Source organism: Sporosarcina quadrami, assembly GCF_014836615.1.
GTDB classification, from domain to species: Bacteria; Bacillota; Bacilli; order Bacillales_A; family Planococcaceae; genus Sporosarcina; species Sporosarcina quadrami.
On the sequence record NZ_JACSQN010000001.1, the window covers coordinates 227,063 to 242,923 of the forward strand.

The 15,861-nt window shown below is 40.0% G+C and carries 19 protein-coding genes and 2 pseudogenes; 19 read left to right on the top strand and 2 right to left on the bottom strand.

Annotation, left to right across the window (positions count from 1 at the left end):
* Positions 1-70: 70 nt before the first annotated feature.
* Positions 71-436, bottom strand: coding sequence for a rhodanese-like domain-containing protein (locus H9649_RS01160; protein ID WP_404828693.1), 366 nt, complete (start codon positions 434-436; stop codon positions 71-73).
* A 127-nt stretch (positions 437-563) separates the two neighbouring features.
* Here H9649_RS01160 and H9649_RS01165 point away from each other — a divergent pair, with 127 nt between their 5' ends.
* From H9649_RS01165 to H9649_RS01180, 4 genes and pseudogenes are all read left to right on the top strand, one after another.
* Complete coding sequence (locus H9649_RS01165; protein ID WP_191692812.1) at positions 564-1,400, top strand: lipoate--protein ligase family protein; 837 nt, start codon at positions 564-566, stop codon at positions 1,398-1,400.
* Positions 1,401-1,569: 169 nt separating this feature from the next.
* A pseudogene (locus tag H9649_RS01170) lies at positions 1,570-3,012 on the top strand (vitamin B12-dependent ribonucleotide reductase); the annotation flags it as partial.
* Between the two features lie 220 nt (positions 3,013-3,232).
* Positions 3,233-4,168 (top strand): NUMOD3 domain-containing DNA-binding protein, encoded by a 936-nt coding sequence (locus tag H9649_RS01175; RefSeq protein ID WP_191692814.1) that lies wholly within the window; start codon positions 3,233-3,235, stop codon positions 4,166-4,168.
* A 60-nt stretch (positions 4,169-4,228) separates the two neighbouring features.
* Positions 4,229-5,347 (top strand): annotated as a pseudogene (locus H9649_RS01180) (vitamin B12-dependent ribonucleotide reductase); the annotation flags it as partial.
* 56 nt (positions 5,348-5,403) lie between these two features.
* Here the strand turns inward: H9649_RS01180 and H9649_RS01185 are convergent.
* A complete protein-coding gene (locus H9649_RS01185; RefSeq protein WP_191692815.1) occupies positions 5,404-6,387 on the bottom strand; it encodes a DUF1385 domain-containing protein in 984 nt (327 codons plus the stop codon).
* A 178-nt stretch (positions 6,388-6,565) separates the two neighbouring features.
* Here H9649_RS01185 and H9649_RS01190 point away from each other — a divergent pair, with 178 nt between their 5' ends.
* From H9649_RS01190 to folD, 15 genes are all read left to right on the top strand, one after another.
* A complete protein-coding gene (locus H9649_RS01190) occupies positions 6,566-6,982 on the top strand; it encodes a hypothetical protein (RefSeq protein WP_191692816.1) in 417 nt (138 codons plus the stop codon).
* A gap of 75 nt (positions 6,983-7,057) precedes the next feature.
* Positions 7,058-7,504, top strand: coding sequence for a type II 3-dehydroquinate dehydratase (gene aroQ / locus H9649_RS01195; RefSeq protein WP_191692973.1), 447 nt, complete (start codon positions 7,058-7,060; stop codon positions 7,502-7,504).
* Positions 7,501-8,559 (top strand): M24 family metallopeptidase, encoded by a 1,059-nt coding sequence (locus tag H9649_RS01200; RefSeq protein ID WP_191692817.1) that lies wholly within the window; start codon positions 7,501-7,503, stop codon positions 8,557-8,559. Before aroQ ends, H9649_RS01200 begins: the two co-directional genes overlap by 4 nt.
* Before the next feature lie 22 nt (positions 8,560-8,581).
* Positions 8,582-9,139 (top strand): elongation factor P, encoded by a 558-nt coding sequence (gene efp, locus H9649_RS01205; RefSeq protein WP_191692818.1) that lies wholly within the window; start codon positions 8,582-8,584, stop codon positions 9,137-9,139.
* Between the two features lie 124 nt (positions 9,140-9,263).
* Positions 9,264-9,473 carry a SpoIIIAC/SpoIIIAD family protein gene (locus H9649_RS01210; RefSeq protein ID WP_191692819.1) on the top strand — a complete coding sequence of 70 codons (210 nt, stop codon included), beginning with the start codon at positions 9,264-9,266 and terminating at the stop codon, positions 9,471-9,473.
* Positions 9,452-9,850, top strand: coding sequence for a hypothetical protein (locus tag H9649_RS01215; protein ID WP_191692820.1), 399 nt, complete (start codon positions 9,452-9,454; stop codon positions 9,848-9,850). The genes H9649_RS01210 and H9649_RS01215 overlap by 22 nt, the downstream gene beginning before the upstream one ends.
* Before the next feature lie 15 nt (positions 9,851-9,865).
* Positions 9,866-10,765: a stage III sporulation protein AE gene (locus H9649_RS01220; protein WP_191692821.1), complete on the top strand. Its 900-nt coding sequence runs from the start codon at positions 9,866-9,868 to the stop codon at positions 10,763-10,765.
* A gap of 9 nt (positions 10,766-10,774) precedes the next feature.
* Positions 10,775-10,942, top strand: a complete 168-nt coding sequence (locus H9649_RS01225; protein ID WP_191692822.1) for a hypothetical protein — start codon at positions 10,775-10,777, stop codon at positions 10,940-10,942.
* A 67-nt stretch (positions 10,943-11,009) separates the two neighbouring features.
* Positions 11,010-11,411: a hypothetical protein gene (locus H9649_RS01230; protein WP_191692823.1), complete on the top strand. Its 402-nt coding sequence runs from the start codon at positions 11,010-11,012 to the stop codon at positions 11,409-11,411.
* Between the two features lie 11 nt (positions 11,412-11,422).
* A complete protein-coding gene (locus tag H9649_RS01235) occupies positions 11,423-11,962 on the top strand; it encodes a SpoIIIAH-like family protein (RefSeq protein WP_191692824.1) in 540 nt (179 codons plus the stop codon).
* Positions 11,963-12,111: 149 nt separating this feature from the next.
* A complete protein-coding gene (gene accB, locus H9649_RS01240) occupies positions 12,112-12,627 on the top strand; it encodes an acetyl-CoA carboxylase biotin carboxyl carrier protein (protein ID WP_191692825.1) in 516 nt (171 codons plus the stop codon).
* Positions 12,628-12,641: 14 nt separating this feature from the next.
* Positions 12,642-13,985, top strand: a complete 1,344-nt coding sequence (gene accC, locus H9649_RS01245) for an acetyl-CoA carboxylase biotin carboxylase subunit (protein WP_191692826.1) — start codon at positions 12,642-12,644, stop codon at positions 13,983-13,985.
* 52 nt (positions 13,986-14,037) lie between these two features.
* Positions 14,038-14,439, top strand: a complete 402-nt coding sequence (locus H9649_RS01250) for an Asp23/Gls24 family envelope stress response protein (protein WP_191692827.1) — start codon at positions 14,038-14,040, stop codon at positions 14,437-14,439.
* 112 nt (positions 14,440-14,551) lie between these two features.
* Entirely contained in the window at positions 14,552-14,935 is a 384-nt protein-coding gene (nusB, locus tag H9649_RS01255; RefSeq protein ID WP_191692828.1) for a transcription antitermination factor NusB, read from the top strand.
* 22 nt (positions 14,936-14,957) lie between these two features.
* Positions 14,958-15,836, top strand: a complete 879-nt coding sequence (folD, locus tag H9649_RS01260; RefSeq protein ID WP_191692829.1) for a bifunctional methylenetetrahydrofolate dehydrogenase/methenyltetrahydrofolate cyclohydrolase FolD — start codon at positions 14,958-14,960, stop codon at positions 15,834-15,836.
* Positions 15,837-15,861: the final 25 nt, after the last annotated feature.

Sequence of the window (15,861 nt, forward strand, 5' to 3'; positions counted from 1 at the left end):
TTTATAAACATCAAAAAGGAGAGGCCCTAATTGGGCTTCTCCTTTTTAAATCTATGCGTTAAATAGAAACTTATTTACTTTTCACTTTACCTGTCCACGTGCGGAAACCGCCTTGGAGCTGATACAATTGTGTGTAATTTTTTTTCTTAAGGAACAACGCAGATCTTGAACTTTTCCCTGTATTCTGATCGTATAAATAAACAGGCTTGTCCGGGCGTATTTCTTTATACCGCTGACGGAATTGAGAGTAAGGAATGTTACGCGCCCCCAAAATATGCCCCGCATCAAAATCTTTTGGTTCCCGTACGTCTATTAGTTGCGCTTTACGGTACCCTTCGATAAATTGCTCTTGTGTTAAATTGCTTACAGCTTTACGGAGACGCAGCATCGTTACGACAAAATACACAATGACAACGATTGCGATGGCTCCAAGAATATACCAATTAGTATTCACAAACACTTTCCCCTTTCTTTCTATACTTTCATTATAAAGAATGAGTAGCACTAGTTCAATGGGAATGATAAAATGAAAAGCATTGTGTAGTAAAAAAGGGGGCAATTACATGGCGAAAACGGAATGGTTATTCATCAACTCGGGGAAATGTTCTCCATCTTATAATATGGCTCTTGATGAAGCGCTATTGGAATGGCATAGCAAAGGAGAAATAGGTCCAGTACTCCGATTTTATGAATGGGAGCCTGCTACTTTATCGATCGGTTATTTTCAACGTGTATACAAAGAAATCGATCTCGATGCTGTAAGAGAGAACGGATTAGGATTTGTACGTCGTCCTACAGGGGGAAGAGGCGTATTGCATGAACACGAGCTTACATATAGCGTCATCGTTACTGAGGAGTATCCTGATATGCCCGAAACCGTCACAGAGGCCTATCGAGTCATATCGGGCGGCCTTCTCGAAGGCTTCAAAAATCTTGGTTTACAAGCAGAGTTTTCAATACCGGTTACAGTTGAGCAGAATGACGGGTTGAAAAAGCCCAAAAGTGCAGTGTGTTTCGATGCTCCAAGTTGGTATGAACTAGTTGTAGAAGGTAAAAAGGTTGCTGGAAGTGCGCAAACAAGACAAAAAGGTGTAATTTTACAGCATGGAGCAATCTTACTAGGTCTTGATGAGGATAAGCTGGTGTCGCTGTTCAAATTCGATTCAGAAGAAAGTAAGGAACGCATGAGAAAGAGTCTTCCTGAAAAAGCAGTCGCCATCAATAGACTGACTGATCGAGATATTTCAATAGAAGAATGTGTAGATGCGTTTTCTCGTGGATTCCAAGAAGCGCTGTGTATACAGCTTAAACCTTTCGAACTGACAGCTGATCAGGAACTTTTCGTAAAGGATATCGAACGGAAGAAATATGCTAATGACGAGTGGACTTACAGAAAGTAATTCATGAAACTTTTGTCTAATCTTTAAGTGAAATCGCTGGATTCATACTGTTTGGATAATCATATGCAGTGAAAGAGTATTGTATCGTCAATCAACATATAGTATAATCTTATTGTTAATAATACAATATGTTGTGTTTTTGAGAGTTAGTTTATAGGAGGTAGCTAGAATGGTTCTTTATTCAAATGAACAGACACCGTTATTGGACAAGCAACAACTAAATGGGGATATTACCCACTTTCCACAAGTCCATCCCATTACAGAGGACATGAAAATTGTTCATCATGGTGTATCGCGTCTCGTTATGATTGATCGGTATTCTTTCAAAGATACTGAAAAAAAGACGTTGAAAGTTGGCGATTTTGTCGTTCTGACAGTGAAAGAAGATCCGAAGTTCCCTGCACGTGGATTAGGCTTTATCCAGTCGTTGAACAAAGAAGAAGGATTTGCGGAAATATGGATTGAACAGGAATATCGATCGTCCCTTGATAGTCCTGACGAGCAGGAAAAAGGCATCATTACGCGTCCCCTTGAAGTGATTGAGAAGCCTCTTGAAGTGTTCTATGAGCAGATTGCCAAAAGGAATGCTACGGGCTTGTCTGCTGTTGAAACAACCGACGAACAGCGCAAAGTGTCATTTGATCGCTTTTACGATCAGCTGTCCAAGTTGAATTTCATACCTGCAGGCAGAGTATTATACGGAGCTGGATCAGAAACAGAAGTGACATTTTTCAATTGTTACGTCATGCCGTTCATAGCCGATTCACGCGAAGGGATTTCCGATCATCGCAAGCAAGTGATGGAGATCATGAGCCGTGGTGGCGGCGTAGGAACAAATGGTTCAACTCTTAGACCAAGGAACACGTTAGCACGCGGAGTGAACGGCAAATCATCAGGATCAGTGTCTTGGCTGGATGACATTGCGAAATTAACTCATCTTGTTGAACAAGGTGGAAGTCGCCGCGGCGCTCAAATGATTATGTTGGCGGACTGGCACCCTGACATTTATGAATTCATCATCTCCAAGATGCGGAATCCCCGGATTCTTCGTTATCTTATTGAGAATACAGAAGACGAGATGATCAAAAAACTGGTAAATGAAAAACTGAATTTCAAGCCGCTTACTCCTCAAGAAGAAGCAATGTACCAAGGAATATTAAACTATCGTACAATCGCGGGTATGGGTGGTTTTAGTGAAGCGATCATGCGCGATGCAGAAACGAAGCTCAATGATGGTGGAACTTACTCTGTTCATAATCCGGAGTTTTTGACCGGCGCTAATATTTCCATTACGTTGACAGATGATTTTATGAAAGCGGTTGAACAGGATGGAGAACACCAATTGCGTTTCCCGGCAGTTGAGTCGTATTCTGCCGACGAGATGATAGCTTATAATGAACAATGGCATAAAATCGGAGATGTCCGTGAATGGGAACGACTTGGTCGTGAAGTACGGGTATACCGTACGATCAAAGCACGTGCATTATGGGATCTTATCAATATTTGTGCGACCTATTCTGCAGAACCGGGAATATTCTTTATTGATAATGCCAATAACGAAACGAATGCAAAAGCTTACGGTCAGCAAGTCGTAGCTACAAACCCGTGTGGTGGACTTCGCCTCACGTTAAAAATTGCGGGATGAAGCGGGAAAGCTGAGAAGCCAATCCGAACCGAAGGCTGAAGGTAAAGCTTCAGCCAGGGGCAACGCATACCTGGTGATCCTGTTTTCTGTAATTAGGAAACAGACTATAATCCAGGCACGAGACCGCAACACTAAATAATGACTTTATAATGAACATTTCAATATATTTTTGTAAGGAGTAAGATAGATGAACAGAGGATACGGTGGATTTTATAAGGGTTTTTATTTAAGAAGCTCTTATGAATATGCATATGCTGTTTATTTGGATCACTACTCCATTCCTTGGAGTTACGAAGATCAAGTTTTTAATATTGATGGTAAAAGTTACAAACCAGATTTTTTCTTTTACAATCAATATGGAAACCTGGAAAAAATAGTTGAAATTAAATCCAGAAATAAAAAGGCGAGAGAAAAAGCATTACATTTATTGAAAACCATTGAAGAAAATCACCAAATCAAAACTGAATTGATCTCTTATGAAGAATTGCTGAGACATTACAGTTCGATGCCAATGACATTGAATTTCATAATCAATAATTGGATTACTTCAGAGAAAACCACTATCAATAAAGCGACAAAAGGAAGTCTAAACCCTCATTACGGCCTAAAACACTCTGAAGAATCTAAGAGAAAAATTGGTGAACATACAAAAAAGTTGTGGAATAGCAATACCGAAGCAAAAAAACGTATGGTTGCAGGATTACGAAACTCTGGTTTATCACAAAAAGGAAAAATGAAAATCCCTCGTGAAAATAGATTTTGTAGTTTATGTACTAAAACGTTTACTGTGATTCAAACTTCTACACGTATTTATTGTAGTCGAGAATGTTCCGGTACAGTAGCCATGAAAAACGCAACTAATGTATACGTTATGAAAAGGAAGAATATTCATAGTGAAATCAAAAAATATGTGATTCAATGGTCATTAGAAAATAAAGAGATAGTACTCTCTACGCCTTTCAATAAAATTAATTCAACTATTAAACCGATGACAGAAGAAATTCTTTACCGATTTGACGTAAAAGATTTCAGAGTTATCTCCAGAGCGGTTTTCGGAATTGATAAAGGAAGAAAAGAATTGTTGAAATATATGAAGAGATTATGTAGTGAAAATGTATGCTGAACTTACAGGAAGAAGAACTGTAAGAACTAAGGGATAAAAAGCCTTTAGGATAACAAACTGGAACAACCACTTGCTCCCTATTCCGTCTGTAATTTGGCTGCAGTCAACCTTGCTGAGATGGTTAACAAAGATACCAACCAAGTTAATTATGACAAACTGATTGACACGGTCCAAGTCGGTGTGCGCATGCAAGACAACGTCATCGACGCAACTCCATACTTCCTTGAAGACAATAAAGTCCAAGCATTAGGTGAACGACGTGTAGGATTAGGCGTCATGGGTCTTGCCGATTTGCTGATCTATTGTGAAAAAGAATACGGATCCTCTGAAGGTAATGAACTCGTTGAAAATGTCTTTAAGACAATTGCCACGACTGCCTATCGTGAGTCGATTGAAATCGCTAAAGAGAAGGGGAGTTTCCCATTCCTTATCGGTAAGACGGACGAAGAGACAAAAGCTTTGCGTAACGCATACATCAACACAGGATTCATGAAAAAGATGCCTAAAGATATACGTGAAGGCGTGCTTCAACATGGAATCCGTAACTCGCATTTACTAACCGTTGCGCCAACAGGGTCCACTGGAACCATGGTAGGAGTCAGTACTGGATTAGAACCTTATTTTTCCTTTTCTTATTATCGCAGCGGTCGTCTTGGTAAGTTTATCGAGGTGAAAGCAAGCATCGTTGAAGAATATTTGCAACGCCATCCTGAAGCTGATCCTGACAATCTTCCCGGATGGTTTGTATCATCCATGAGCCTGTCTCCTGAAGCTCACGCCGACGTGCAATGCATCATCCAGCGCTGGATTGACAGTTCAATATCTAAAACGGTGAATGCACCACGGGGTTATTCTGTGAAACAGGTGGAAAGCGTCTACGAACGTCTTTATAAAGGCGGAGCAAAAGGTGGAACGGTTTATGTAGACGGTAGTCGTGACGCACAAGTGCTGACGTTGAAAGCAGAAGAAAACACCATGGAAACTGAAATGGTAGAAGAGGTTATCGAACAGCGGAAAGTAGTGTTGATTAATACAATTCAAGACTTGCGTTCAACTAATGTCACAATCGGTTCTGAAATCGGAAACACTTGCCCGGTATGCAGGCAAGGGACAGTTGAAGAAATCGGCGGTTGTAATACATGCACGAACTGTAACGCACAATTGAAATGCGGTCTGTAAAATGAAAAAGCGCGTCGGCATGAGATTATCACGCCGACGCGCGTTTTAAAAGTTGATCAATTTACTGGAACTGTAGTTTCCTGTTCTTTCCCATCAGTCGATTTCAGAATTTCGACATTCTCGATGCCGCGTTCTTCGATTTCCAGTAATTTATTGAAAGATGCAATGGCCACCTCGACTTGATCATCTTCAGGTTCTTTTGTCGTTAACAACTGAAGCCATAGTCCAGGGTATCCAAGATATTTCAATACAGGAATGTTGCGTAGGCTGTTCGTGAACTGCAAAACTTCGAATGAAACACCAATAACGACAGGTATCAATAGAATTCTGTTCACGATGCGCAACCAGAACGGATCGTATGGTACAAAGAAGTAGATGAACATGCCGACAATTACAGTGAACAGAAGGAAACTACTTCCGCATCTGTAATGAAGACGAGATTGTGATTGGACATTTTCCACAGTCAAAGGTAAACCGTTCTCATACGTATTAATCACTTTATGCTCAGCACCATGATACTTGAATACCCGCTTGATAAGTGGAGTCATCGAGATAAGTGAAATATAGATGAGCAGCAATGCAAGTTTGAAGAAACTTTCCAAAAGGATTTGAGCGGTCTTTCCCGGTGCCATGAATTCCAGCATTTGTGCCAGGAAAACAGGAACTAGCGTAAAGACAAATTTACCGAAAAGGAAAGATAGAACCCCGATCGCTGCTACTCCTATGATCATTCCGAGCTTCGATGTCTCTTCTTCAGTAGGTTCGACTTCTTCACCGGGCATTACATCATAGCGTTCATTTGCGAACGTAAGATGACGAGACCCGATTCCTGCTGATTCCACAAGAGCGACAATTCCACGTATAAATGGAATTCTTTTCAGTTTAGCGGATAACGGCTTCTGTTCTTTAGGTACGTAGAAATAGTCGAGTGAATCATCTTTCCGTCTAATCGCTGTAACTGTATGATTTTTGCTTCCAAACATGACACCCTCTATTAAAGCTTGACCGCCATAAGTGGGCGGTTGTTGTTTTTTACTCATGTCTACGTCAACACCTTCTCTTTTTCAAATGAATAGTAACTTTTTCGAAAATATATTCTCTTTCTATCAGTATAACAAATATCCTATCTTAACAGTGTACAAAAAAACCTAATACTTCACCATTAAAAAGGTTTAAAAAAATCATCCATTCCCGACACTGTCGTCAGGAGGGATTATTATGTTTATACGAACGATTTTTTGGACGTCTATTGTTGCAGCAATTTTTACATTAATTTCATTAAAAGCACTTTATTTTTTCAATTTTATAAAATGGTCTCCAGTTGGCTGGGGGAAAAGATGGTTGCTATTTGGCTCCTCCCATGAATGGTGGAAGTGGGTCATTCTTTTCGTTGTAATTTTGTTAGCATATATGCTACTTTATGGAATATCCCATTTTGCTAACCGTGTCCCGCCTTCCGTTATGGCTTTAGCTATGAGTATAATTGTAGCAGTGGCAATTGAATGGACCATTTTTTTGCCGAATTCATTTACCGAAGGGATTAAATCCCTATCCATTCCATTCTTCTCAATATTGGCCATCGTCAGCAGATTTGTGACAGGAACGGCCGTCTATATGAAGAAATCTTTCAGTTAAGACATATAAATAGGTTGCGACTATGGAACGATATGATAAAATGAGAAAGAAAATGGTGAGGGGAATGGTGTGGCTGTGAAAGTGCTCGTTCTGAATGGACCGAATTTGAACAGATTAGGGAAAAGGGAACCAGGAATCTATGGTGCTGAAACTCTACAGGATGTTGAAAACAGACTAATTAAAGTGTCGAAAGAACATTTTGTAGATATATCATTTTATCAGTCGAATGTTGAAGGCTATTTGATTGATAAAATCCACGAAGCTCAAGATAGCGACATGGATGGTATCATCTTCAATCCGGGTGCATTTACGCATACGAGCATAGCATTACGCGATGCAATTGCATCTGTTGACGTGCCTGTGATTGAAATCCATATTTCCAATATACATAGTCGTGAACCTTTCAGGCATACTTCTGTCATTGCTCCGGTGTGCATTGGGCAATTAGCGGGTTTTGGAACAAATGGGTATGAGCTAGCACTCCAAGCATTCCTTCTCCGCAGAAATGGGGTAGAGTTATGAAACTTGTAAAATTACGTGAAATGCTTAAAGAGAAAGGGATAGATGCTCTTCTAGTCACTAATTCTTATAATCGGCGATATATTACTGGATTTACCGGTAGTGCTGGTGTAGCAATCGTCTCTGCTGATGATGCTGTATTCATTACGGATTTCAGATATACTGAGCAGGCAGCTGTTCAAGTGAAAGATTTCCGCATTGTTAAACACGAAAAGACGATTATCGAAGAGGTTGCAGCTCAAGTAAAAGATATGGGGATAAAAAAGCTAGGTTTTGAAAAAGATGATTTATCATATGGTATGTTTGAAATGTATGATGAAAAAGTCGACGCAGAACTCATTCCAGTTTCAGGGATTGTAGAGAAATTGCGTCTTGTGAAAACTGAAGATGAAATTGAAGTGCTTAAACAAGCGGCTAAAATTGCTGATGATGCATTTGCTCATATTTGCACATTTATTAAACCGGGTGTTACTGAACTACAAGTATCAAACGAACTCGAAATGTTTATGCGAAACGAGGGTGCTACTTCCTCGTCATTCGATATTATCGTCGCTTCAGGTGAAAGAGGTGCATTGCCGCACGGCGTAGCATCTGACAAAGTGATTCAATCAGGGGAACTAGTGACCCTTGACTTCGGTGCACTTTACAATGGATATATTTCTGACATCACGCGTACAGTGGCAGTTGGAGAAGTTTCAGAGAAATTGAAAGAAATTTACGAAGTAACACGTTTTGCTCAGGAACTTGCTTTGGAACAGATTAAATCGGGTATGACAGGGATAGAGGCTGACGCAATCGCGCGCGATCATATTAAGTCCAAAGGATATGGAGAAGCGTTCGGGCATTCTACTGGACACGGTATCGGCTTGGAAGTGCATGAAAGTCCGGCATTATCATTCCGTTCTGAAACTAAACTTGAGCCTAATATGGCAGTTACAGTCGAGCCGGGCATTTATCTTCCAGGAATCGGTGGTGTTCGTATCGAAGACGACATCATCATTACTAAAGACGGCAATTACCGTCTGACGCATTCACCAAAAGAACTTATTATCTTATAATGAACATAATGGAGGAACACGAATGATTTCAGTTAACGAATTTAAAACAGGTCTTACAATAGAAGTGGACGGCGACATTTGGCGCGTCATGGATTTCCAACACGTTAAACCGGGTAAGGGCGCTGCTTTTGTCCGTTCAAAACTACGTAACCTACGCTCAGGAAACGTAAATGAAAAGACGTTCCGTGCAGGAGAGAAAGTTCAAAAGGCACAAATTGACAATCGACGCATGCAATATCTTTATGCAAACGGAGACGAGCATGTTTTCATGGACAATGAATCATACGAACAGATAGAATTGCCATCAAAACAAATCGAAGAGGAATTAAACTACTTAAGAGAGAACATGGAAGTGCATGTTGTTTCTTATAAAGACGAAATTTTAGGTGTTGAATTGCCATCTACGGTCATTTTAGAAGTTTCTGCAACAGAGCCGGGCATAAAAGGCGATACTGCAAGTGGTGGATCTAAGCCTGCAACATTGGAAACGGGTCTTGTCGTCCAAGTTCCATTCTTCGTAAATATTGGTGATAAACTGATCATTAATACTGATGAAGGCGAATACGTTTCAAGAGCCTAATAGACAAACGATAAACTCCATCCTAACCTACTATGGTTATGGTGGAGTTTTTTTGTTCTTAAAAATTCTTCTCATATTTCTAATGGACGCATCATAAGTTATTACATGAAGGGGGAAACCCGAAGTGGAATTGAATGATTTATTGCGAATTGCCGGTATTGGCTTAGTGTTAGGTTTTTTGCATGTTTTCTTTGAACAGACCGGTAAGAAAGAGTTCTCTTTCTTTCTCTTCTTCGTGGCCTATATTTACATAGCTGCAGAAATGCTCCGCTTTTTAAGGATTTTCTTTTCGGAAATCGCTGAGTTTTTCCAATGGCTATCTCTGGCATTTTGATGGCAACAGTTTTTCAACTCATTGTCATCTATCTTCTGTTGCTAGTAGTAACTTTCGCTTCCAAAAGTTTACAACCTATCATCTATGCAGCCTTATTTTTCATCTTTCTGTCTTACGTGTCAATGATGATTATTATTCCGTTTGGAAGAACATTCATCGATCTATTTGAACATTTGCCAAGCCCTTTTGCGAAGCTGATCATCGGAAGTGTAATCTTGTTTTACTTCTCGGAACTAATTATTAATCACATAAGTGAAGCTGGATACGGATCAATTGGTGAAATTGCAAAAGTGGCAGTTAAAATCGCTATTATAATGATGTGGCTTCCTCATTTTTCACAGATAATCGGAACATTATCCAGACTAATCATTAAATGATCGGATGAAGAAATTATGATATCCATGCTTGAATCTGTACTTGGGACAGTCCTATCGAGTTTCATTGTAGTTATCATTTCATCATTCATGGTGCTTGTTGTTGATTTTCTTTTTCCGGCTTTTAAAAAGTGGACGAGAATATTTTTGTTCTTTATCGTTCTAACCGTCGTTCTTCAACCTGCCTTTGAACATCTTGAAATGATAAGGTCTATCACTCAAACGATTTCTACGATTTTCATTTCAATTTATCCGTTATTGACAGCAAGCATTATTGCTTCCGGTGGCTCTTTCACTATGTTGAATTTTCAACCCGCTATGCTGTTGTTTGCAAATGGAGCCGTACTCCTTGCAGATAAAGTATTAATTCCAATGCTCGCAGCGGCAATTTTATTTGATATCATCTCAAGATTATTTCCATCCGTTTCTTTTTCCAAAATGGCGGACTTGCTACGAACAACCTTACTAGGAATCGTTTCGGCATTAGTCGCGGCTTACTCGATTTTCATTACTGCAGGGGGCACTATCTCCTGGGCGTTGAGCGGAGTTACGAGCGAGCCCATTAAAGAGCTCATTAGTCAAAACATACCGATTATCGGATCGTTCATAACAGATAGTATGGGAGCGATCGGCAGGTATTCCTCGGGGGCAAGTGTATTCGTTGGCGCGTGGCTCATTATGACGATTTGGACAGTCGCCCTCTTACCGACGATTAAGACATTGTTAACCGGCTTTTTGTACCGATGGACAGCTGCTTTAATTGAACCGTTTGCAAATGAAGAAATTACTGGAGTATTGGATGATATAGGGAAGACGCTATTTGTCCTTTGTGCAGTGTCTTTTCTTGTTGCATTTGCCTTCATCTACACAGCACTATTTACTGTCATTCTTATTAAATTGATTACAGCAGTGAAATGAGGAAAAGAATTGTTGGAGTTTTTGACTGGTGTTTTGCTTTTGACAGTCATGTCTACAATTTTGACGCTGCTTCTGCCGGATGAACTGGAAGGTGAGTTCATACCATTACTGAAAATTGCGATGGGAATTTGGATTATTCATTCCATAACAAGAATTTTTGGTCATAGCCTCTTTTGAACAAGCATATTATGCATCATAGATGACGCGAACCAAATCAGGCTCGAAGGGGTGAAATGGTGATCATATGCAAAAACCAAAAAAGAAGCTTCATATTCTATTCATCGGTACAGCTCTTGCGATTTTCATCATTTTCATCAATACGGCTTTGGGTTCGAATGGAGGGGAGAAGAAAAACGGAGAAGAGAGCCGGAATGTAGCCACACTTGAAGCTACGTTGATGAAGATCGAAGGGATCGGGGAGGTAGTGATCTACTTTCATTATGATCAAGTTGAAGCGGAAAGCCCGCTTGCTAATTATTTTTCAATCAGTGGCGGATCCACAGGTAAAAAAAATCCACTGCAAGGCATATTGGTCGTAGCGGAAGGAGCAGATAACCCCAGGACTAAAATTGAACTAAAACGGATCTTATCTGCAGTTCTTCAATTACCAGAACATCGGATTGTCATTGAAAAAATGCGAAATTAGGGGGATACTTAATGAAAGCGAACAAACGGACAGTGTGGTTCTTGACATTACTTAGTCTTGTAGCGGTAATTTCAATTTATTATTTAAAAAAAGAAGCACCAATGGAGTTAGATGGAATGGCGATTTTCGGTGAGCCCGATAAATTGACAGTTACGAAACAAGGAGATTCAGATAGCGCGAAACAGACAGTCTATGCAGATTCCATGAAATTTGAGGAAATGAGAATGGAAGTACAAAATGAGCGTAGTAATTTGAAAGATCAGCTTACTACTAAAATCTTATCTGCAGATTCGACGGCGGAAGAAAAAAATGCGGCATATGATGAAATTGATGAACTCATAAAACGCGACTCCGCAGAAACTTTAATGGAAATGCAAATCAGAAATTTAGGCTATCCGGAAGCTTTTGTAAGAAAAGATAGCGGGAAAGTGACGATTACAGTTATTTCTGATGACGGTGGTCATTCTTCGAAGATGGCAGCGGAGATTACCCAATTTGTAATGACGAGCTGGGAAGATGCGCGTACTGTACAAGTTGTCTTCATGGAATAAATCAAGTAAAATCAAGGCCCATTATGGGTCTTTTTCTTTGTATTCACTTGTTATTTACACTAAATCCACTATATTTGTTTCAATATGGACGGAAAACGTCTAAAATAGGAATGAAGTACGTAAATAATATTGAGTCAGGAGAATAGACAATGTTAAAAATTCAAGAAATCCGTGAAATCATTAAATTAATCGATCAATCATCTATTGAAAAGTTTTCTTTTGAATCAGAAGGTACGAAAATAAAATTGGAAAAAAAGAGCAATACATCACCTACTCTTCACCAAACAGAACCAAAAAATGAAGAACCCGCTCAACAAGCAACTCCAGTGCAACAAGAAGTGAAAAGAGAAGAACCTGTAAAAGCAGCTGTTGAAGAGTCTCAAGAGTCGTCAACAAGCGCTCCAGCTACTACAGAAGATTCATCATTGCATAAAATCACCTCACCAATGGTCGGTACTTTCTATAAATCTTCATCACCGGATTCACCTGCCTATGTACAAAAAGGCGATTCCGTAAAACCAGATGCAATCGTTTGTATCGTTGAGGCAATGAAACTATTCAACGAGATCGAAGCGGAAGTATCTGGCGAGATTGTGGAGATCCTCGTGGAAGACGGTCAATTGGTTGAATATGGACAACCTCTCTTCCTCGTCAAACAGAATTGAGGAGGAATGAAAAGATGAAGAAAATATTAATAGCAAATAGAGGCGAAATTGCCGTTCGGATTATTCGAGCATGTAAAGAAATGGATATTGAAACGGTAGCGATTTACTCTGAAGCGGATCGTGAAGCACTACATGTTGAACTCGCTGATGAGGCGTATTGCATCGGACCGAAATTATCTCGAGACAGCTATTTAAATTTTTCTAATATAATTAGTGTTGCTAAGCTAACAGGCTGTGACGGCATTCATCCCGGATACGGGTTCCTTGCTGAAAACGCAAGTTTTGCTGAGCTATGTGAAGAAGTGAATATCGAATTCATTGGACCTACATCTGAAGCGATTTCAAAGATGGGAACGAAAGATGTCGCTAGAGAAACGATGAGACAGGCGGGTGTACCGATTGTACCGGGTTCTGATGGTATCGTTGCGGATGAAGTAGAAGCACTTAAAGTAGCAAAAGAAATTGGATTCCCAGTCATTATTAAAGCAACAGCAGGCGGGGGCGGAAAAGGTATCCGTGTTGCAATGAATGAAGATGAGCTTATTAAAGGTATAAAGATTACCCAAAAAGAAGCTGCTGCTGCATTCGGTAATCCTGGCGTTTATTTAGAGAAGTTTATCGAAGTGTTCCGTCACGTTGAAGTTCAAGTAATTGCAGATAAACACGGTAACACGATTCATCTTGGAGAGCGTGATTGTTCGATTCAAAGAAGAATGCAGAAACTTGTTGAGGAGGCACCTTCCCCAGCTCTTACGCCCAAATTACGGGAAGAGATGGGGAAGGCTGCAGTCAAAGCTGCACAGGCGGTTAATTATCAAAATGCAGGAACCGTTGAATTCATCTTTGACCATATCAACCAAAAATTCTACTTCATGGAAATGAACACGCGAATTCAAGTTGAGCATCCTGTTACTGAAATGATTACTGGAATTGATTTGATTAAGGAACAATTAAAAGTGGCTGCGGGCGAAGAGTTGACTTATCGTCAAAAAGATATAAAAATTAACGGATTCTCAATCGAGTGCCGTATAAATGCTGAAAATCCTTCCAAAAACTTCATGCCTTCACCAGGAGAAGTGACAATGTACATGCCACCAGGCGGATTTGGAGTTAGGGTAGACTCAGCCGTTTACACAGGCTACACGATTCCACCATTTTATGATTCTATGGTCGCTAAGCTTATCGTCCATGCAGACACGCGTGAAGAAGCTGTCGCGCGCATGAAAAGAGCGCTTGGTGAATTTATCATTGAAGGCGTCCACACAACAGTTCCTTTCCATCTGAATTTGATGGATCATGAAGTATTTAAATCAGGGGATTTTGATACAAAGTTCCTTGAAAAATATGACGTCATGTAATGCTGTAAATCAGTAACATTCATCATCATCCATAATAAGGAGGAGAAGTGGAATGGCTGACAAAACAAATCCTTCATTCGCAGGAATGAGTTCAAAAGGTGACGCTGTGTTAGGCCGTGTTCAGCTGGCACCTGAAGTGTTAGAAGTCATCATTGGAATTGCGACAAATGAAGTTGAAGGTGTCGCAACAACACAAGGTAACTTTGCGACAGGGGTAGCTGAGAAATTCGGCAAAGTGTTTCATGGAAAAGGCGTAAAAACAGAATGGGTAGAAGACAAACTAGTCATCGATGTATTTTGTGTCGTGCAGTATGGCTACTCAATTCCAACTATCGCTTTGGAAATTCAGAAACAAATCCGACAAGCAATCTTCAACATGACATCTCTTAACACAAAAGAAGTGAATGTTCATGTTACAGGAATTGATTTTGAAACAACTATAGAACAAGAGTGATTCGAAAGCATCGTCCATAGGATGATGCTTTTCAGCTTGTTCTGCTATATATTCCCTAGGTGAATATGCTATGATATACCCCAAGAGATTCAGTAGTGGAGGAGACAAATTAATGAAACGAAGAGAAGCGCGTGAAAAAGCGGTGCAAACCCTTTTTCAATTGGATAACTCAGAAATGACACTAGCGGAAGCCATCACGTATATTATGGATGGACCAATCAATCCATTTTATGAGTCACTTGTTAAAGGAACTTTTGAAAATCGCGAGGAAATCGATAAAGTACTTGTAGGTAAGCTCGAGAACTGGTCCCTTGACAGGCTACCGAAAATTGAACGAACGGTTCTTCGACTTGCAGTTTACGAGTTGCTTTATCAAGAAGAAGTTCCACACAGAGTCATATTGAACGAAGCTATCGAGTTATGCAAACATTTCGGAGATGAAAAATCAGGACGCTTTGTAAATGGTGTCCTATCCAAATTCGAAGAAGAAAAATAATTGTCTTGTGGAGGGGAATAGGATGACTGCAAAAGTGATCAGTGGTGTTGAAATCGGCAAGGAAATCAGAGATGAGATAAAAGTCGGCGTAGACAAATTGATTGATTCAGGATGTAAACCTGGACTCGCTGTAATTCTTGTAGGAGAAGATCCTGCATCGCAGACATATGTGAAAAATAAAGAAAAATCAAGCATCCAAGCAGGGATGAAATCCGAGCAGATTAAACTGCCTGAAACAATCTCACAAAAAGAACTGTTGGAACATGTTGAAAAACTGAACAATGATGTTTCAATACATGGAATTCTCGTTCAGCTTCCTTTACCATCTCATATTGATGAAGATCTTGTCATAAAGTCCATTTCACCTGATAAAGATGTAGATGGATTTCATCCACAAAACGTCGGGAAAATGATAATTGGACAAGAGACATTCTTGCCATGTACACCACATGGTATTATGGAAATGTTAGAACGGAGCGGTATTGACATTGCAGGGAAGCATGCTGTAGTCATCGGCAGAAGCAATATTGTCGGTAAACCTATGGGACAACTCCTATTGCAAAAAGATGCGACGGTTACCTATTGTCATTCGAAAACGAAGAACCTCGCATCATTTGCGAAGCAGGCGGATATTTTAATTGCTGCAATTGGTAAAGCGAAATTCGTTACGGACGAATATGTGAAAGAAGGAGCGGTTGTCATTGATGTCGGCATGAATCGTGACGAGAACGGTAAACTTTGTGGTGATGTGGACTACGATAGCGTCAAGGAAGTTGCTTCTGCTATTACACCTGTTCCAGGCGGCGTTGGTCCGATGACAATTACGATGCTTTTAAAGAACACATTGTTGAGTGCTGAAATTGCACAACGTGAAGGGAAATGTAGTTTACTTCAAGAGTAACTGATATATGATTTGCAGACGCTGT